At 40.2% G+C, this 19,173-nt stretch carries 17 protein-coding genes; 8 read left to right on the top strand and 9 right to left on the bottom strand.

Annotated elements, in window-relative coordinates; genetic code table 11:
- Window positions 1-107: 107 nt before the first annotated feature.
- Entirely contained in the window at window positions 108-3,446 is a 3,339-nt protein-coding gene (gene mfd, locus OC25_RS08040) for a transcription-repair coupling factor (protein WP_039474054.1), read from the top strand.
- Between the two features lie 14 nt (window positions 3,447-3,460).
- On the top strand, window positions 3,461-3,679 hold the full coding sequence (locus OC25_RS08035; protein WP_039474051.1) for a DUF3820 family protein: 219 nt from the start codon (window positions 3,461-3,463) through the stop codon (window positions 3,677-3,679).
- A gap of 241 nt (window positions 3,680-3,920) precedes the next feature.
- On the opposite strand, the gene OC25_RS08030 is transcribed toward OC25_RS08035, so the two are convergent.
- Together OC25_RS08030 and OC25_RS08025 are read right to left on the bottom strand one after the other, a co-directional pair.
- On the bottom strand, window positions 3,921-4,637 hold the full coding sequence (locus tag OC25_RS08030) for a DsbA family oxidoreductase (RefSeq protein ID WP_039474048.1): 717 nt from the start codon (window positions 4,635-4,637) through the stop codon (window positions 3,921-3,923).
- A 100-nt stretch (window positions 4,638-4,737) separates the two neighbouring features.
- Complete coding sequence (locus OC25_RS08025; protein WP_039474045.1) at window positions 4,738-7,419, bottom strand: M14 family metallopeptidase; 2,682 nt, start codon at window positions 7,417-7,419, stop codon at window positions 4,738-4,740.
- A 191-nt stretch (window positions 7,420-7,610) separates the two neighbouring features.
- Between OC25_RS08025 and OC25_RS08020 the strand changes: the two genes are divergently transcribed.
- Window positions 7,611-7,997, top strand: coding sequence for an acyl-CoA thioesterase (locus tag OC25_RS08020; protein WP_039474042.1), 387 nt, complete (start codon window positions 7,611-7,613; stop codon window positions 7,995-7,997).
- 61 nt (window positions 7,998-8,058) lie between these two features.
- Window positions 8,059-8,724: a class I SAM-dependent methyltransferase gene (locus tag OC25_RS08015; RefSeq protein ID WP_039474039.1), complete on the top strand. Its 666-nt coding sequence runs from the start codon at window positions 8,059-8,061 to the stop codon at window positions 8,722-8,724.
- A gap of 157 nt (window positions 8,725-8,881) precedes the next feature.
- Here OC25_RS08015 and OC25_RS08010 read toward each other — a convergent pair whose 3' ends face one another.
- From OC25_RS08010 to OC25_RS08000, 3 genes are read right to left on the bottom strand one after another with little or no spacing between them, the layout of a single operon-like run.
- On the bottom strand, window positions 8,882-9,691 hold the full coding sequence (locus OC25_RS08010) for a phosphatidate cytidylyltransferase (protein ID WP_039474036.1): 810 nt from the start codon (window positions 9,689-9,691) through the stop codon (window positions 8,882-8,884).
- 43 nt (window positions 9,692-9,734) lie between these two features.
- Complete coding sequence (locus OC25_RS08005; RefSeq protein WP_039474032.1) at window positions 9,735-9,941, bottom strand: putative signal transducing protein; 207 nt, start codon at window positions 9,939-9,941, stop codon at window positions 9,735-9,737.
- Window positions 9,922-10,848, bottom strand: coding sequence for a CPBP family intramembrane glutamic endopeptidase (locus tag OC25_RS08000; protein WP_039474029.1), 927 nt, complete (start codon window positions 10,846-10,848; stop codon window positions 9,922-9,924). Before OC25_RS08000 ends, OC25_RS08005 begins: the two co-directional genes overlap by 20 nt.
- Before the next feature lie 43 nt (window positions 10,849-10,891).
- Between OC25_RS08000 and dusB the strand changes: the two genes are divergently transcribed.
- The gene (dusB, locus tag OC25_RS07995; protein WP_039474026.1) at window positions 10,892-11,899 is read left to right on the top strand and encodes a tRNA dihydrouridine synthase DusB; all 1,008 of its coding nucleotides are present in this window, start codon (window positions 10,892-10,894) and stop codon (window positions 11,897-11,899) included.
- Window positions 11,900-11,933: 34 nt separating this feature from the next.
- Window positions 11,934-12,320 (top strand): Co2+/Mg2+ efflux protein ApaG, encoded by a 387-nt coding sequence (gene apaG, locus OC25_RS07990; RefSeq protein WP_039474023.1) that lies wholly within the window; start codon window positions 11,934-11,936, stop codon window positions 12,318-12,320.
- A 408-nt stretch (window positions 12,321-12,728) separates the two neighbouring features.
- On the opposite strand, the gene OC25_RS07985 is transcribed toward apaG, so the two are convergent.
- Window positions 12,729-13,424 (bottom strand): zinc metallopeptidase, encoded by a 696-nt coding sequence (locus tag OC25_RS07985; RefSeq protein WP_039474020.1) that lies wholly within the window; start codon window positions 13,422-13,424, stop codon window positions 12,729-12,731.
- An 84-nt stretch (window positions 13,425-13,508) separates the two neighbouring features.
- Between OC25_RS07985 and OC25_RS07980 the strand changes: the two genes are divergently transcribed.
- Complete coding sequence (locus tag OC25_RS07980) at window positions 13,509-14,645, top strand: NAD(P)/FAD-dependent oxidoreductase (RefSeq protein ID WP_039474306.1); 1,137 nt, start codon at window positions 13,509-13,511, stop codon at window positions 14,643-14,645.
- Between the two features lies 1 nt (window position 14,646).
- Here OC25_RS07980 and OC25_RS07975 read toward each other — a convergent pair whose 3' ends face one another.
- The 3 genes from OC25_RS07975 to purU form a co-directional block, all read right to left on the bottom strand.
- Window positions 14,647-15,474 (bottom strand): tetratricopeptide repeat protein, encoded by an 828-nt coding sequence (locus OC25_RS07975; RefSeq protein WP_039474017.1) that lies wholly within the window; start codon window positions 15,472-15,474, stop codon window positions 14,647-14,649.
- 24 nt (window positions 15,475-15,498) lie between these two features.
- Window positions 15,499-16,308 (bottom strand): hypothetical protein, encoded by an 810-nt coding sequence (locus OC25_RS07970; protein WP_039474013.1) that lies wholly within the window; start codon window positions 16,306-16,308, stop codon window positions 15,499-15,501.
- A gap of 72 nt (window positions 16,309-16,380) precedes the next feature.
- Window positions 16,381-17,220, bottom strand: a complete 840-nt coding sequence (purU, locus tag OC25_RS07965) for a formyltetrahydrofolate deformylase (protein WP_039474009.1) — start codon at window positions 17,218-17,220, stop codon at window positions 16,381-16,383.
- Between the two features lie 189 nt (window positions 17,221-17,409).
- Between purU and OC25_RS07960 the strand changes: the two genes are divergently transcribed.
- On the top strand, window positions 17,410-18,783 hold the full coding sequence (locus OC25_RS07960; protein WP_039474302.1) for a DNA recombination protein RmuC: 1,374 nt from the start codon (window positions 17,410-17,412) through the stop codon (window positions 18,781-18,783).
- Window positions 18,784-19,173: the final 390 nt, after the last annotated feature.

Here is a 19,173-nt window from a genome sequence, read left to right as displayed (position 1 = left end):
ATTTATTTCCCAGAATTGTTTTTTGCAGGCAAAGCCACCAAAAATAGTTAAAAAAACCTTTACACAAATTGCGGGTTAATATTAAAAGATAAGCTTATTTTTGTGACTTGAACATTCGCGATTTAATAAACAGATACAAAAACGACGATAGGGTAACACATTTTACCAAAGCGTTGAACAGCACCAAAAACCCGAAGGTACAACTAAAGGGACTGGTGGGTTCGGCCGATGCTATTGTTGCCCTTTCTTCTTATTTTTTATTACACAAACCGCTGCTTTTCGTTTTACCCGATAGGGAAGAAGCTGCCTATTTTCAGTCTGATCTGGAAAGCGCGCTCGAAAAGCAGGTTTTGTTGTTCCCTTCGTCGTACCGCAAATCTTTCGATTTTACCCAGGTTGATACAGCAAATGTATTGGCCCGTGCAGAAGTTTTAAACGAACTGAACCACGATTCGGAATATGGGAAAATCGTGGTTTCGTATCCCGAAGCCATTGCCGAAAAGGTTATAGACCGCTCTGCACTCGAAAAAAACACACTCGAAATCAGCATTGGAGCTAAACTGGGGATTGATTTTATCAACGAGTTTTTAATTGACTACGATTTCGACAGAGCAGATTTTGTGTATGAACCCGGTCAGTTTTCAATCCGCGGTGGTATTGTCGATATTTTTTCTTTCTCATCTGACCTGCCTTACCGGATCGAGTTTTTTGGCGATGAGGTTGAAAGTATCCGCAGTTTTGAAATAGAAAGCCAGCTTTCGGTTGCCGATGTTAAATCGCTTACGATTGTACCTAATGTTCAGGCTAAATTTCTAACCGAAAGCAACATCAGTATTCTAGATTATATTGATCATGATACCCAGCTTTGGTTTAAAGATGTAGAGTTTACGCTCGATATTGTAAAAGCCGGTTTTAAAAAAGCTGTTGAGCTTTGGAAAGCCCTGCCAGCAGCGGATAAAAGCCAAAACCCCGAGTGGATTGATCCCAAATTTGCCTTTACCGACGAAAAGCTACTCGGCGATCATTTGCACGATTTTCCACTTGTTGAATTCGGCAAGCAGTTTTTCTATAAAACAGACGAAAGATTTGAGTTTGAAACCAAACCTCAGCCCTCGTTCAATAAAGACTTCAATCTGCTAATTCACAACCTTAAAGAAAACGAAAAAGCGGGTATTGTTAACTTTATTTTTACCGATTCGCCCAAACAGGTAGAGCGTTTGTATGCCATTTTAGAAGATATTGATAAAACGGCCAAATTTACCCCAATCAACAGCATGCTTCGCGAGGGTTTTGTCGATCCTCAAATTCAGACGGCATTTTATACTGATCACCAGATTTTTGATCGTTACTATAAATACAAGCTTAAAAAAGGCTATCAAAAAAGCCAGGCCATTACCCTGAAAGATTTGAGGGAGCTTAAATCAGGAGATTATGTTACCCACATCGACCACGGGATAGGAAAATATGCCGGATTGGAAAAAGTAGAGGTTAACGGCAAAACCCAGGAGATGATCCGTTTAATTTATGCCGATAACGACCTGCTTTATGTAAACATCAACTCCCTGAACCGCATTGCCAAGTATAGCGGTAAAGATAGTGGCGTACCCAAAATGAATAAACTGGGTACCGATGCCTGGGATAAGCTTAAAAAAACTACTAAAAAAAAAGTTAAAGATATTGCCCGCGACCTGATTAAGCTTTATGCAATGCGTAAAACACAGGCCGGAACAGCATTTTCTCCCGATAGTTACCTGCAAACCGAACTCGAGGCTTCCTTTATTTATGAGGACACCCCCGATCAGTTAAAGGCTACACAGGATGTGAAAAAAGATATGGAGGCCCCGCACCCGATGGACCGCTTGGTTTGTGGCGACGTGGGCTTTGGCAAAACCGAAATCGCTGTGCGTGCGGCATTCAAAGCTGTTGCTGAAGGCAAGCAGGCCGCAATCCTGGTACCTACCACCATTTTGGCCTTACAGCATTACAAAACCTTTTCATCACGTTTAAAAGATTTTCCGGTTACGGTTGATTACATTAACCGTTTTAAAACCAATAAACAGATTAAAGATACACTGGCAGAAGCTGCAGCTGGCAAGGTTGATATTCTAATCGGCACACACCGTTTGCTTTCGAAGGATGTCAAATTTAAAGATCTGGGCATCATGATTATTGATGAGGAGCAAAAATTTGGAGTGAGTGCAAAAGAACGTTTAAAAGCAGTACGAGTAAATGTTGATACGCTAACTTTAACGGCAACACCTATCCCCCGAACGCTACATTTTTCATTAATGGGAGCGAGGGATTTATCGATTATCAGCACACCCCCACCTAACCGCCAGCCGGTTAGTACCGAATTGCATGTTTTTAACGATAAGCTGATCCAGGAAGCAGTTCAATTTGAATTAGACAGAGGGGGCCAGGTTTTCTTTATCCATAACCGGGTAAACGATTTGATGCAATTGGGTGGACTAATTCAAAAACTGGTGCCAAAAGCACGCATTGGTGTTGCGCACGGACAGCTGGATGGCGACGCACTGGAAGATGTGATGCTCGATTTCATTAACGGCGAGAAAGATGTTTTAGTGGCTACGACTATTATCGAAGCTGGTTTGGACATCCCCAATGCCAATACCATTATCATTAACCATGCCCACATGTTTGGGTTGAGCGATCTGCACCAGATGCGCGGCAGGGTAGGCCGGAGCAATAAAAAAGCATTTTGTTATTTATTGTCGCCGCCATTATCTACCCTCACCTCAGAGGCCCGGAAGCGTTTAAGCGCCATTGAAGAGTTTTCTGATCTAGGCAGTGGCTTTAACGTGGCCATGCGCGATCTGGATATCAGGGGTAGCGGAAACTTACTGGGTGCTGAACAAAGCGGTTTCATTGCCGAAATTGGTTTTGAAATGTACCATAAAATTTTAGATGAAGCCATTCAGGAATTAAAAGAAGCCGAGTTTAAGGGTTTATTTGAGAACGAACCAGAGCGGCCTTTTGTTGGTTTTACACAGGTTGACACTGATTTAGAGCTTTACATACCAGACGCTTACATTACCAATATTACCGAGCGCTACAATTTATACACTGAGCTTTCGAAGCTTGATAATGAAAATGATCTGGCTACTTTTGAAAAACACCTGGCCGATCGTTTTGGTCCGGTTCCCCATCAGGTAAAAACCATGCTCAGCGTGGTCCGTTTGCAGTGGTTTGGCAAAAAACTGGGTTTCGAAAAAATCAGTTTCAAGAAAAATAGTTTAAGGGGCTATTTCTTAAGTGATAAACAATCGAAATATTTTGATTCGAATACTTTCACCAAAATTTTAACCTTTGCCCAAAACCACCCCCGTATGTGCAATTTAAAAGAGGTTAAAAATACCTTGCGCATTGCTTTTGATAACATCAGCAACGTGGAAGAAGCCATACAGGTTTTAGAACTAATCGATTAAAATTTTATATTTAAATGTTAGATCCAACCCTTTTACTCGATTTAGTGAAAATGCAGATGCCTTATGGAAAATATAAGGGATCCCTGATCTGTAGCCTGCCAGAAAGTTATTTACTTTGGTATAAAGATAAAGGCTTTCCGAAAGGAAAACTGGGCAATTTAATGGCTACGATGTTCGAAATACGGGTTAACGGACTGGAATTTCTGTTAACTCCGTTGAAAAATCAACGGTAGATATCTTGAGCGATTGTCATCCTGAGCGGAGTCGAAGGATCCTTAGCAATCCGTCCTCCTGAACTTGTTTCAGGATCTAACACCACTAAGTTACCGTCATTTCGAGCAGCCCCGATAGCTATCGGGTGCAACGAAGTCGAGAAATCTATGAAAGATTAGGTTCATAGATCTCTCCGTTCCGCTGCGCTTCATCCGATAGCTTTCGGATCGAGATGACGAAAATGATCAAAGGGAAATAAATCTATAGCTCACAACCATTCTCATCACAAACCGCATCATCATTTTTATTCAACGAGGTAAGGGTTGTTTTGGGTTGAGCTTCTTTCCACTCCTTAAAGCTTTGTGTCAGCGCATCGGTAAATGCCTGTACCGGCTGTGCTCCAGAAACCCCATATTTTCTATCCATTACAAAATATGGCACACCACGTATACCGAGGTTTTGGCTTTCATAAATATCATAACGTACCGCTTCAGCAAACTCATCGCTGGCCAAGACAGTTTCGGCTTCTGTCTTATTTAAACCGATTTCTACAGCAACATCAACTAAAACACTGGTTTCGCCAATATTTATAGCTTTTACAAAATGAGCTTCGAATAGCTTTTCTTCTGCTAAATCCTGCAGGCCATGCTTGGCCGCCAAATGAATTAAACGGTGTGCATTAAAGGTATTTGCAGGGATATTGGTATCAAAATTAATATTTAAGCCTGCGTTTGCAGCCATATCAACCACTTGTTTGGTCATTTGTTTGGCTTGTTCAACAGGCATTCCCTTACTGCGCGAGAGGTAATCGTAAACCGTCTCATTGTTTGTGTTATGATACTCAGGATTGAGCTGATAGCTCTTCCAGTCTATTTCAATTTCGTTTTTAAAGGGCAGTTTTTCAATGGCTTGCTCAAAATGCCTTTTTCCAATATAGCAAAACGGACACATTACATCCGACCAGATTTCTACTTTCATGACACAAAATTAGGGCGATTATACCTGACCAGCGTAAGCTGAAAGTAAAAACCCACTATCTTTTAGGATAGTGGGTTTTCAAAGCGGCTCAAATAAAAGCTTATTGGTATAACTGATTAAAAATCAGTTTAAACGTACCATGTGTTTGTGCCCTGAATGCAATCTCCGGACCAAAGGCCAGTAGCTTACCTTTACCTACTTTTGCTTCGAAGGCTGTTACCCCATCCTGCAGGTAAGCTTGCCCCCAGGCCCAGCCGCTTCGTAAAGGCGTAGCATTTTCAAACCACATTAAAGGTTTAATTTTTCCGGTTGCAATAGCATCTCCTGTTAATTTAAAAACCGGACTGTTATCGAAATAGACATCAGCCTCTTTCTCCATGCCCCAGGCAGCCGGTAAACGCATATCGACCCCTACATTCAAAACACTGCCCGGAACATAATATTTTTCGGCTGGAAGCCTTTTCTCTTCGCCATTAATAATCTCTACCATCGCATTGCGTACAGGTAATTTTAAATGATAAGCCAGGTTGGTGCTGCTGCCAATGGTAACAATATTTCCACCAGCCTCTAAAAACTTTTTAAGCTCAGGAATAGATTTTTCAGTGCTAATACGCCCTAAACGGTTTCTGTATTCCTGCGGAATTTCTTCTGTTTTTGGTGCGAAAGACCGTCCACCAGCCTGTAGGGAAGGAATAGCACCGCCAACAAAAATAATCACATCATACTTTGATTTTAAATTGCCTGCATCAATATCCTGCGGATAAATAACCGTAGCATTGTAATGATACTGTTCCATCATCCACCTCACCCAGCCCGATGCCATAGAACCGCCATAGGTATCCCAAAGCGCAATGCGGGCCTCCGATACTTTAATTTTATCTTTAGGTGCTGCCGCTGTTTTTAGTTTAATATTGGCCTTTTCCAAAACAGATTTACCTGCTGATGAGACATAGAAATCGCCATTTTCGGTAGAACGATAAACTTCTACCTTACGTTTTAATAAATCGTTTACTGCAGTGTAAGAATCGTTTTGGGCAGCACTTAACACGTAGCTTGCTCCACTAGGAAGCTTATTTTCAGCCTTTAACAAAGCTCCATAAGGATTTTTCTCAAATGGCCCTGAAAAATCATCCTGAATGCGGTCAAACTTTATGTCCATCAAATAAGCCAAAGTCCATCCGGCTGCGTCGTACGGCGGAATAGGTGCGCCACCTTCATATTTAAAATCGTTGGGGTGGTCTTGTGGTTCAAACATATCCAAAACGTGCGGACGGAAAGCCTGATCGGTTTTAACCACATAACTGCCTGCAGGATAATTTTTGCCCGCTACTATAAATGCTGCTGTTGCCTTTTGCACCACAATGCCGGTTCTGATCAAAGCATTTAAAAACTTAATTGCCGAGTTAAAATCAGGCTGATCGGCAGATAGGATATATCCTCTCGGATCGCGGTTTGCAGGCGCTTTCATTACCGTATCGAAAGCTTTTATGCTGAGCTGTCTTGAGCCAAATTCGGCATCACCAGCAGCAGCACTTCCCTTATCTTTTTTAGCCGCATTATTTATCGCTTCAATTTTCTTTGGTGAAAACGACCAGGTATCTTTTTTACCCCGCTCAATGGAGTTTCTGCCCATTTGGTAAATGTTGAACAGCAACTCATCGCGATAACGTTGTGCGTAATTTAAAACAGCATAGTTTAATGATACAGAGTAATCAATCGAATTTTTAAAATACCATTTACGTGGTGTAACTGGATTTGGCGAATCGCTGTTTGGCAATAAACGCGATGGAACCAAAGGAATTTCCGAAGGGGTAGGGTTACCCACAATCTCCGTCAAAAGCCCAATCATGTTATGAAAATAAGTGGTTGTTCTTAAGCCACCATTGTACCAGGTAGAAAAAACTGAACCACCGCGCTGAGTATAGCCGGGTTTATTTTCTATGTTCATCCGGGTGTGCATGGCCGCGCCAACAGCGTCCAAACTGGTGAGTAGAGTCGGGTCGAATACGTAGTTAAAAGGATCACGGTACGGAGGTCCGGCTACAACCGTTCCCGCCGGTCCTGCCTGGTGGTGGTTATACATAATCTGTGGCAGCCATTCTACAAAAAGCTGCCGGCCAATATTTTGGGTTTCTTTTAGGTTTAACATAAAAAAATCGCGGTTATTATCATGCCCGGCATACTTTTCATATAAAACCGGCAAACCAGAAGTTGTTCTCTTGGTCTGATCTTTTTCGCGCATGTACCAGTTACTAATTAGTTCCTGCCCATCGGGATTGGCATGTGTAAACAGAATGATCACATTATCAAGAATGCGTAGGGTTTCTGGATCAGTTTTCGAGGCAAATTCGTACGCCGTTTGAATTAACTGATGTGCCCCAACCACCTCGTTGGCATGCAAGCCACCATCAATCCAAACCACAGCTTTTCCTTCAGCTGCCAATGCTTTAGCCTGTTCGGTAGTTATTTCGGCATGAGCCAGTTGTTGCGAAATTTCTTTATAGCGGTCTAATTTCTTCAGGTTCTCGGGCGACGAAACAACCAACATATATTGGCTTCTGCCTTCCTCAGTCTGGCCAATATCAACCAGTTTAACCCGCTTAGAGGTTTCGGCCAGTTTTTTAAAATAGGCTGCTGTTTGGGTATAATTGGCCAACTGATAATTATCGCCGATATCAAAACCAAAATGCGATTTCGGCGTTGGTACTTCCTGAGCCTGGGCAGCACAGTATGCAGTAATTAAAAAAGCTAAAGAAATCTTTTTCAGGTAGTTTTTTATCATAATCGGGTTAGTTTGATGGATAATCAAATATAATATAGAAAGCGGAGCGATTTTACATGCGCTAAATTTGTTACAGTGAGAAGTTTAGACAAATTTCTAATGCACTTTAAGGGTAATTGCTGTTCCTGGTGCCGAAACATTACCATTCTTCGGCAGTAATCTATACATTTGACCATCAATATACCTAAAAAATGACCTTAGCAGAAAGAATAGAAAACTCTAAAACCAGTATTTTCAAAGCCGTTTTCCCGAATACTACTAATCACTACGATACTCTGTTTGGCGGTACTGCCATGCACCTGATGGACGAGGTGGCTTTTATAACTGCAACACGCTTTAGTCGGCAGATTATGGTTACCGTGAGCAGCGATAGGATAGACTTTAAAAAGCCAATCCCTGCCGGAACCATTATAGAGCTTATTGGCAAGGTAAACCATGTGGGCAATACCAGTTTAAAAGTAAATGTTGAAATTTATATTGAACAAATGTATTCCGAAGGCCGCGAACTGGCGGTACATGGCGATTTTACTTTTGTAGCGATAGATGAAAACAAAAAACCGGTTCAGGTGATTAAATAATCTTATAAGTTTTGTCCAAAAAGATATAAAAATCATCGATCCTAAATTTTTAAATTTGAGTATGGAACATCAACATACTGAAAAAGATTTAAAAGACATTGCCAGACAATTGGCATGCCCTGAGGGCGAGCACGGCATTAAAACAGGCGAGATGATGCATGCCAGTAATATTGGCATGACCAGTGCTGCTATTGATGCGCTAAATCTCCAAAATGATGCAATTATTTTAGAAATCGGTCATGGCAATGGTGCACATATTGAATATCTGCTTAAACAGGCCAATGATATTCGTTATTTCGGCGCAGATATTTCTGAAACCATGATTGCAGCGGCAAAGAGAATCAACACAGCTTTTATTGAATCCGGACAAGTTAGTTTCCAGCTTACCGATGGCCAGACTTTACCTTACGCCGATGCATCTTTTGATGGCACATTTACAGTAAATACGATTTATTTCTGGCAAAATCCGAATGCCTATCTTTTAGAAATTAAGCGTGTATTGAAACCAGGAGGTAAACTGGTGTTGTGCTTCGCAGATAAAACCTTTATGGAAAAGCTGCCTTTTACCCCTTACGGATTTACGCTTTATGAGGTAGAAAAAGTACAACAGCTACTGGTCGATAGTGGCTTTACGCTAAAAAACACGACTAAAAATTTAGAACAGGTACAAAGTAAAACCGGTGAAAAGGTAGAAAGAGAATACTATGTGGTAGTTGCTTCTGTTTAATAAATTTATTAGGATTTTAATCCTCGTTTGTAACGAGGATTAGCGAGAATAGCGATTGCATTGCTAATAATACAAATCAGGATGATAGATCAGTTTAAACACAGTGATCAAATCCGTGTTTATCTGTGTAAATCTGCAGCTAAATTTTTCTTTGGTCTTAATACAAAATCAGATACAGATACGCATAAACCACTGGTGCGGCCAATAATAATCCATCAAAACGGTCTAACAAGCCTCCGTGACCCGGCAATAAGCCTCCACTGTCTTTCGTATCCAAACTCCGTTTAAGCATCGATTCTACCAGATCACCCAATGTTCCGAAATTTGCAATCAATAAAGCCATACCTGCCCAAACCCATGCCGGACTTTCGGTAAACCAAAACGACAAACCAAAGGCAACCAAAACACTGGTAAACATGCCGCCAAAAAAGCCTTCCCAGCTCTTTTTAGGTGAGTGGCGTTCAAATAATTTACGTTTACCGAATTTTACACCAAAAAGGTAGGCACCAGTATCATTTGCCCACAACATCAGTAAAAATGCCAGCGGGAAATGAAAATTATATTCATTCCAGTTCTTTAAAAAGCCGAGGGCATGAAAAAAACAAAAGGGAATGGTTACATAAACAAAGCCAACAAAAGTGTAGGAAATATTGGCAAATGGAATTTTATTTTTCTTGTACAGCTCAGTAATAAAAACCGAAAAAATCAGCGGAATACAAAGCAACAGATATTTAACATCATATTTAAGGTAATGTAAACCTGCAGCCATTAAAAAGATCAGTGCACCTGCAGCTAAACCAATATTCCGGTGCGGCCTGATGCCTGAATTTTTAATCAATTTATAAAACTCAAAAAGCGATAAAACACTTAAAACAAGATAGAATGCGGTAAATGTATAAGTACCCAGCAAAATGGAGCCAAGCATTACAATGGTAAAAAAGAAAGCGGTTATTGCCCTGGTTTTCATTTAAGGTAGGAGGTAAAGGGTTTAAGGTTTAAGGTCATCATCATTACTCTATTTCGTTTTCGACAATATATTCGATGGCCTTATCGAAATCTACTTTATTAACCAGCACATTTATTTCGCCGATATAATAGGCGGAGAGCTGTTTATTCATCGTTACGGCCGGAATTCCAGCTTCTGTTAAGCCCTGTTTTAATACCTCGGCGGCAAAAGCATCGCCGGTAGTATATACTTTAACCCAATTTTCGCTCACGTGTTGCGCTATCTTTAAAAAATTTAAACAAAGCTATGGTAATTATTGCACTAATTAAATAGCCATACCATGGAAATCCGATTGGCTCATCGGCTTTATTGAGCGGCATGTGGTGTTTTTGCATGTAAAAAGCTGCACAAACGGCATAAGCATTATTTAAAAAGTGTGCAAACATGGCGTACCAGATACTGCCGCTAAAATAATACAGATAGCCAAAGCCGGCTCCCAGCAGCATTCTTGGCACAAAACCATAAAACTGCACATGTATGGCACTAAAAATAATGGCCGAAAGCCAGATTGCCAGGTGTGAGTTGCCAAAGGCGCGCTCCAATGAACGTTGTACCCCCCCTCTAAACATCAGCTCTTCGCCGATGGCAGGTAAAACTGCAATCATTACCAGGTTTACCAGAAAATCGAAATTACTCCGAACTGTAATCAGCTGGATGGTCATTTTAGCGGCCAGTTCCTCCTTTTCTTTCATCCAGGCCTCAATTCCTTTTAAAAAGTCTGGCAAAGCCATTTTTTGGTTCCAGATTACGGTCCACTCCATAAAAGGCATGCTTACAATCATAATAACTACAACCAATGCCAGCAGCAAAACCCTGGGCTGTTTAAAACTATAAAAGCGGGTAATTTTTGTTCTTTCGGTTAAAGCCAGGGCAAGCGGAGGTAAAATAAATGTACCTATCGAACTTAAAATCTGTATCACCTTAAAACCCGAAATATACCTGGCATCGCCCGATAAAAGCAGGTCGAAATTACTGATTAAACCCATCCCATACATGGCAATGCAGATTACAACTGCGATGATGCCAAAAACAAAAGCCCCGGCAACTGCGTAAAATAAAAGTAAAAGTAATTGCAAGAAAGGATTGATTTCCTCGTGTTTAGGTGTTACAAAATTCATTATTTGTACCTTTGTATGTTTTATTAATCGTTGAAGATAGAAAATGTCTGTAAAGATAGGAAATATAGATTTAGGAGAATTCCCGTTATTGCTTGCCCCGATGGAGGATGTAAGCGATCCGCCATTCCGTTATGTATGCAAACAAAACGGAGCCGATATGATGTATACCGAGTTTATATCTTCGGAAGGATTGATCCGCGATGCAGCAAAAAGCAGACAGAAACTGGATATTTTTGAATATGAACGACCTATCGGCATTCAGATTTTTGGTGGCGATATCGATCACATGCGCGAAGCTTCTGAAATTGCCTCGGCAGCAGGGCCAGATCTGGTTGATATTAATTATGGCTGCCCGGTAAAAAATGTGGTATGCAAAGGTGCGGGTTCCAGCCTCCTTCAGGATATTGATAAAATGGTAAAAATGACAGATGCGGTTGTTAAAGCCTCGCACCTGCCTGTTACTGTTAAAACCCGCCTCGGCTGGGATGATAACACCAAAAACGTTCGTGAAGTAGCCGAGCGCTTACAGGATGTGGGTATTCAGGCCTTAACCATCCATGGCCGTACAAGAGCACAGTTATACAAGGGAGAAGCCGATTGGACGCTGATCAGGGAAATTAAACGTAACCCGAGAATCAAAATTCCGATTTTTGGCAACGGCGATGTAGATAGTCCTGAAAAAGCAGCCAACTGGCGCATGGAATATGAGGTAGATGGCATTATGATCGGCCGTGCAGCGATTGGTTATCCCTGGATTTTTCGTGAAGTAAAACATTTCTTCAAAACAGGAGAACACCTTCCCGGACCAACTATCGAAGAACGAATTAACGTTTGCCGTACACATTTAGATAAATCGCTGGAGTGGAAAGGTCCTAAAACCGGAATTTTTGAAATGCGCCGTCATTATGCTAATTATTTTAAGGGCCTGCCAGACTTTAAACCTTACCGTATGCGGTTGGTAGCTGAGCCGGATATCAACAACATTTACAGCATTTTAGCAGAAGTGGCAGAAAAATTCGCACATTACGACGCTACGAAAGTACTGGCTTGATTTTTGAACAGTTTTTTGTACATTCACAATCATCATGGTTACAGCTATTACAGATGGAGTTAAAGTTTCAGTAGAAACAGTTTACCAGCCAGAATATTCTAATCCGGCTAACGAGCATTATATGTTCGCTTATCGGGTAGAAATATCTAATCTTTCTGATTATGCTGTTCAACTGATGCGTCGCCAGTGGTTTATTTTCGATTCGAACAGTAGCCGTCGCGAGGTAGAAGGAGAGGGCGTTGTGGGTTTACAACCCATTATCCAGCCAGGCGAAACCCATGTTTATGTATCTGGATGCAATTTAAAGACCGATATGGGCAGCATGAAAGGTACCTACCTGATGAGACGCGATATTGACGGTTCGGAATTTGATGTGGATATTCCCGAATTTCAGTTAATAGCACCTTATAAACTGAATTAATTTTTTTCTTATTATCAATTGCGAAAGCTTAGTTGAAAAGCAATTTCAGTGTTTCATTGTAAGCTTAGCCTGCTTTGTGCTGTAGTTCCTCTTTTCAATCGGGAGCTGCCGCTGCATCCGATAGCTATCGGATCAGGTTTAGAAAGCAATGCCATTCCACTTATTACCGTTTTTAATCATGTGTCGCAGATTTTATGCATCTGGCAACCAAAAATAGTACAACCAGCCCTGCCGCCTAAACCTGATCGGAACGGGCACGAGTGCAACGAGTAAAGTGAAGAGCAGGATTGTCTTAACCGATAATAAATAAGCCCTGCTTTCCTAAAAAAGAATCAATTATTTTAAAAATCATAAACAAAAATGGCCGGAAAATATCCCGGCCAGCCTCTGTTTTTAATAGGTTATTGCTTAATCCCTGCTTCTTCCAAAAAGCATAGATGCATAATACAATAAATTAGCTAAAGCACCAACCGCTGCTACCACGTAGGTCATCGCAGCCCACCACAAAGCATCTTTTGCCTGTGAATTTTCTTCCTGGGTTTGCATTACGCCATAGTTATTTTTTAACCAGGCTAAGGCCCTGTTGCTCGCGTCGAACTCAACCGGAAGTGTGATAATGCTAAATATGGTAATTAAAGCCAAACCAACCACACCAATGGCCAATACAATCGGGTTACCGGTAAAACTGATTAAAAGTACCCCAATGAGCAAAACCCATTGTAAAAGGTTAGACGAAATGCTAACTACAGGCACCATGCTGCTCCTTAGCTGCAACCAGTTATAAGATTTAGCCTGTTGCAGGGCATGCCCACATTCGTGTGCAGCAACTGCCGCTGCCGCAACACTGCGGCTATAGTAAACATCTGTACTTAAATTTACAGTCTTATCTGTAGGATTATAATGATCCGTTAATTGTCCTTCGGTACTCATCACCTTCACATCGTAAATTCCGTTATCATGCAGCATTCGCTCTGCCACCTCTTTGCCCGATAAACCTGAGCTCAATTGCATTTCGGCATATTTAGAAAACTTGTTTCTAAAACGCCATTGTACAAACATGCTCAACAATAATACCGGGATGATTAATATTAAATAAACTCCCATTTTCTCATGTATGTTTTTCATTTCCGGTATATCAAAAAGCGTTCCCATATTTATTTCGCTGTTAAAAAACAGTACATTTATACTATGCCAAATGCACTTTCATATTGGGAAAGAGAATCATTTTTTAATTACGATGTAATTATTATTGGTAGTGGTATCGTAGGTTTAAACGCGGCAATCCACCTTAAAAAAACGGTGCCCTCTTTAAAAATTGCCTTGCTAGAAAGTGGTTTTCTGCCTGCAGGTGCAAGTACTAAAAATGCGGGTTTTGCATGCTTTGGGAGCATTTCTGAACTCATTGAACAAGAAGAAAAGGCTGGAGTAAATGGTTTGGCTGCCCTTATAGAAAAACGATGGAAAGGCCTGCTTAAACTCCGAAATTTACTTGGCGATAACACTATTGATTATCAATGTTTGGGCGGCTATGAATTATTTAAAAAAGGCGAATATGCATTGGCTACAAAATGTGTAGCCAAAATTGAACATTACAACCAGCTAATACGCAATATCGTTGGTATCAATGCTTTTAGCATCAGCTCAAAAAAAGCGAGTGCTTTTGGTTTTGGCCCAATTGAAGCATTGATCGAAAATAAATACGAAGCGCAAATTGATACGGGCAAAATGATGTTAGCCTTGATTGCTTATGCACAACAGCTGGGCATTTACCTGTTTAACAGTTGCCAGGTAAAACGTATTGCCGAAGAAACAAATGGTTTACGCTTAATTACCAAAAACGGCAGCTTTTATTGCACAAAAACAATTGTAGCGACCAATGCATTTATTAAAAATTTAATTCCGGAAATCGCAATCGTTCCCGGGAGAGGGCAGGTTTTAATTACCAAACCCATTAAAGATTTAAAAATTAAAGGCACTTTTCATTACGATAAAGGCTATTATTATTTCCGGAACATCAACAACCGGCTTTTGCTGGGCGGTGGGCGAAATCTCGACTTTAAAACGGAAGAAACAACTGCTTTTGGGCAGACAGCTATTGTTCAGGATGCATTACAGGATTTATTAGATACGTTGATTTTACCCAAAACCCCTCACGAAACAGACCTGCAATGGAGTGGTATCATGGCATTTGGCCAAACGCTCGAACCACTTATTGAAGAAGTTAAGCCCCGTATATTTTGTGCTACACGCTGTAACGGTATGGGTATAGCTATTGGCTCGCAAACAGGAGCAGATGTTGCCCACCTGCTCCTGCAAAGCTTATAAGTTACAATTTAGCCGCCATCATTTCCATTTTCTCGGTATAAATATCCTCAGGTATAACCCAGCGATTAACTTCGTTTTGCCAATGCTTAAATTTAATTTTATCTTTCAGTTTGTAATACTGAAAGGCAATATTGTAAGCCATCTCAGCCTTTAACATTTCATCTGAACAACTTCTTAAAGCTTGTGTATATATACTTTCAGCTTTAATCATTTCATTGGCCTGTGTCAGAAAAAAGATCTCCTGCTTGCTTTTATTCCAATCAGTATTGTGTGGGGTAATTCGAAGCCTTCGGTAAAAATAGCGCTCAGACTCATCAAAATTTTCCAACCGGCGATAGGCTAACTCATATTCTCCATCTAATCCCGGATACCTTCGGTCTATCTTTTTTACAGCATTCAGGTAGTCCAATGCTTTTTCCTGCTCATTCCATCGGTTATAAATATAACCCATTCTATAAAGCCGGTCTATATTTCTATTAGTTGTTCTATAAAATGCCAACCATGCAGGTACCTCATGAATATGGAGCTCGGCAAACTTTTCATTAGGGATTAGTGCAGCCTTTTCTATATTGAGCAATATTCGTATTAACTTTTTTCCGGTATCAGCAGGTACATACCTATTATTTTCTGCTATGGTAAAGCTTCCGTTCAAAAGTAAGGTTAAGCCAGCTGAGTTATCCAGATAAACAAAGCCATAGGCGTAACCATTTTCGGTTGGTAAAGCAATCCAGCGATCTTCGCAATCTATTATCTTTTGATTGAATTTCAGTTCTGTTTGCGCATAAGCACTTAATGCACAAAACGTTAAAAATACAACTAAACGTATCATAAAGCATTATTATTAATAAAAGAATTACTTGCTTAACATAGTCCTCATCTTATCTAACTTATCCGCATAACCATTATCCTTAACAATCCACCTTTTCACTTCATTACACCAGATGTCAAAATTTTTCATATCCGCTTTAATATAATACTGATAAGCAATGTTATAGGCCATATCAGCTTTTGCAGACTCATCCCCGCAAATTCGTATCGCTTCGATATAAGTAAGCTGGGCAGCTCTCATTTTATCGGCTTTTGCCAGCCTAAAAATTTCCTGCTGGTAGCTATCTGTATAATTTCCGTTCAAAACCTTTATTCTTGATGCTTCTTGAGGTTTTGGGATTGTTTCACTAATAAAATTTGTACCATCAAAACTGAAATAAGTGTATGTACTTACAGCTAAAGCATTGTACCGTTCGGCCTGCTTAAACCTCCTCCATTTTTTGCATATCATAGCCAGTTTAAGGTACCGGTCTTGTTTATTGTTTTTCCCGATATAATCAAATTGGACAGGCGTTTTTTCAACCTGAAGCTCTGAAAGCCTTTTTGATGGGATTACTGCAACTTTACGCTCGCTTGGTTCAATTCTGTTTTTAACTTCTGGGGTATGCTTAGGCAGGTAAATACCATTTTCGATTGTAAAAGATCCTTTGAGATTGAAGGTAAGTCCTGCAGAATTATCCAGATAAACATAACCGAAAGCATAACTGGCACCATCATCGAGCGATAGCGCAATCCATTTGTCTTCACAATCAATTAATAACTTGTCGAATTTTAGCCCGTCTTGAGCCCTGGCGCCGAAGGCGCATAGGAATAGTAAGATGAATACGCGTTTCATTTAAAATCATTTTGTGTGTACCTAAATATAAGGATTTATTTACATCAAAAAATGACAGAAAATTACTTCTGCTTACTTAAATACAATTGTTTTATTTCCACTTACAAAAACACGATCCTCAAAAATAAGCTCAAGTGCTTCTAACAATACCTTTTTCTCTATTTCCTTTCCGGCACGTACCATTTCCTTAACGCCAAAATTGTGGTCAACGTGGTTGGTATGCTGGGTGATAATTGGTCCTTCATCCAGGTTATCGGTTACAAAATGAGCTGTTGCACCAATAATTTTTACACCCCGCTCAAAAGCCTGTCGGTAGGGGTTTGCACCAATAAAAGCGGGCAAAAACGAATGGTGGATATTGATGATTTTACCGGCATAATCCTTAACAAAATCGGCCGATAAAATGCGCATAAACTTGGCAAGCACCAGATAATCTACATCAAATTGATTTACAATTTCTTTTATCTCCGCCTCAAAAACAGCTTTATCCTTATTGTTATGATCGACATAAAAAAACGGAATGCCTAGTTTTTCGGTAAAATCACGCAAAGATTCATAGTTACCAATTACACACTTTACATTAGCCCCCAAAGTTTTAAAGTGGTTTTTTATCAATATTTCGGCCAGGCAATGGTATTCTTTGGTTACCAAAACAGCAACCTGTTTCTCCTGCTGTGTAATTAAATTAACTTCAGTATTTTCAGGAAGGTTTTCGAGCAATTTTTCTTTTAATTGTTCTGGTTCTCCCAGATCTCCTGTACAGGCTATCCGGGTAAAAAATGCCTTGTTGGCTTCGTCAACAAATTCGCGCATGGCAATAATGTTGAGCTGGTGTGCCGCCAATACACGTGTAATGTGGGTTACTAAACCAACCTGATCTGGGCAGGATATGAGTACTGTTAATTCGTTCATACGGATACGGAAAACCAATGATAAAAATTTTTCGCCTATTTTCGGGCTTTTTAATGCAATAGCTTTCTTTTAAATACACTATATGATTTAATATGCACTATTTAGCTATTTGCTCAGCAGCAAAACAGTAAGCGAATTATTTTGGTAAATACACTTATTTTTTTGAATTTTACTAAAATTTTTATCATTATGGAAACTGTTGCCGTTGCACTATTAGTTGTTGTTTTAATTGTTCTGGTCATTTTGTTGGTTAGAAAGCCTCAAACTCCAATCGCACAATTTTCAGTTGAAGATTTCGAAAGGATGAGGACTGAAAACGAATCGTTAAAAATTAACCTGGCCAAAGCCGATGAACGGGTAGCTAATCTTTCGACAGAGAAAGAACACGTTACCATTTTGCTTAAGCAGGAGCAGCAACGTTTGATAGACGAATTGCAATCGGAGCGTGATCGCCTGGCCGATGCCAACCGGGAGCTGGAAAGCACCCGTTCTTTTTACCTGGCCGAAAAAGAAAAACTCGCTGAGCAAAAAATTAGTTTTGAGCAATCGCAACAAAAACTCAATAAAGATTTCGAATTGATCGCCAATAAAATACTGGAAGAAAAATCGACCAAATTTATTGAGCAAAACCGTACCAATCTGGATATCATCTTAAATCCGCTGAAAGAGAATATCAAGGCTTTCGAGGATAAAGTTGAAAAGGTTTACAAAGCTGAATCAGACGAAAGGAATACCCTAAAAGGCGTAATTTCTTTATTAATGGATCAAAGCAAACAGATACAGGAAGATGCGAATAATTTAACTAAAGCGCTGAAAGGCGATAGCAAAAAGCAGGGAAACTGGGGCGAAGTGATCTTAGAGAAGGTTCTAGAGCGCTCAGGTCTGGTACGCGATCAGGAATACCGTATACAGGCTACGCACACTTCTGCCGATGGTAGTCGTTTTCAACCTGATGTGGTGATCGATTTGCCCGATGATAAACATCTGATTGTCGACGCTAAGGTGAGTTTGGTGGCTTATGAACGTTCAGTTTCAGCCGAAACAGATGAGGAGCGTGATGGCTACGTAAAACAGCATTTAGCCTCTATTAAAAATCATGTACAAGAGTTATCATCAAAAAATTATCAGGATTTGTATAAAATCAACTCGCCTGATTTTGTGTTACTTTTCGTTCCCATCGAATCATCTTTTAGTATTGCGGTACAAAAAGATGCGGAAATATTCAATTTTGCCTGGGACAGGCGAGTGGTAATTGTAAGTCCATCTACTTTGTTGGCAACTTTACGCACCATAGCCAGCATGTGGAAACAGGAGCGCCAAAACCGCAATGTGATGGAAATTGCCCGTTTGAGCGGTAATATGTACGATAAGTTTGTCGGTTTTATAGGTGATATGGAAAATATTGGCCGCTATGTTAAGCAGAGCCAGGATGCTTATGATAAAGCGCTGAATAAATTGTCAGAAGGATCAGGCAATCTGGTTAATGCCTCAGAAAAAATTAAAAAACTGGGCGCAAAAGCCACCAAACAAATCGACTCGAAATATTTAGATATTACCGAATAAATTAAGGCGTTTTGTAACAAAAGGGGCTTCGCCCCTCGATTTTTTTTTGGCGATTTTTCATAAAAACCAAAGCGAAAAATCTACTAAGTTAGTGATTTTTACTTAAACCCCTATAGGCGATTTTTTTTAATATTTTTTTTGTTCTTCGGTATATAGTGTAATTATTTGGCTATCAGAGTAGATCTCAAGATTTCCCAAAACAAAAAAATCGTCATTTCGAGAATTAATCTCTACTATAAAAATCAATATGAATGACAGGCAGATCCTAACGCCATTGATCTACTCGAAAAATCGTCATTGCGAGAAGGAACGACGAAGCAATCTTTCATGCAGGTAGTTCTTGCTACAAAGATTGCTTCGTCGGCTGAAAAAGCCTTCTCGCAATGACGA

The sequence above is a fragment of the Pedobacter kyungheensis genome, assembly GCF_000812965.1.
GTDB lineage: Bacteria > Bacteroidota > Bacteroidia > Sphingobacteriales > Sphingobacteriaceae > Pedobacter > Pedobacter kyungheensis.
This window is presented reverse-complemented; position numbering and strand designations above follow the sequence as displayed.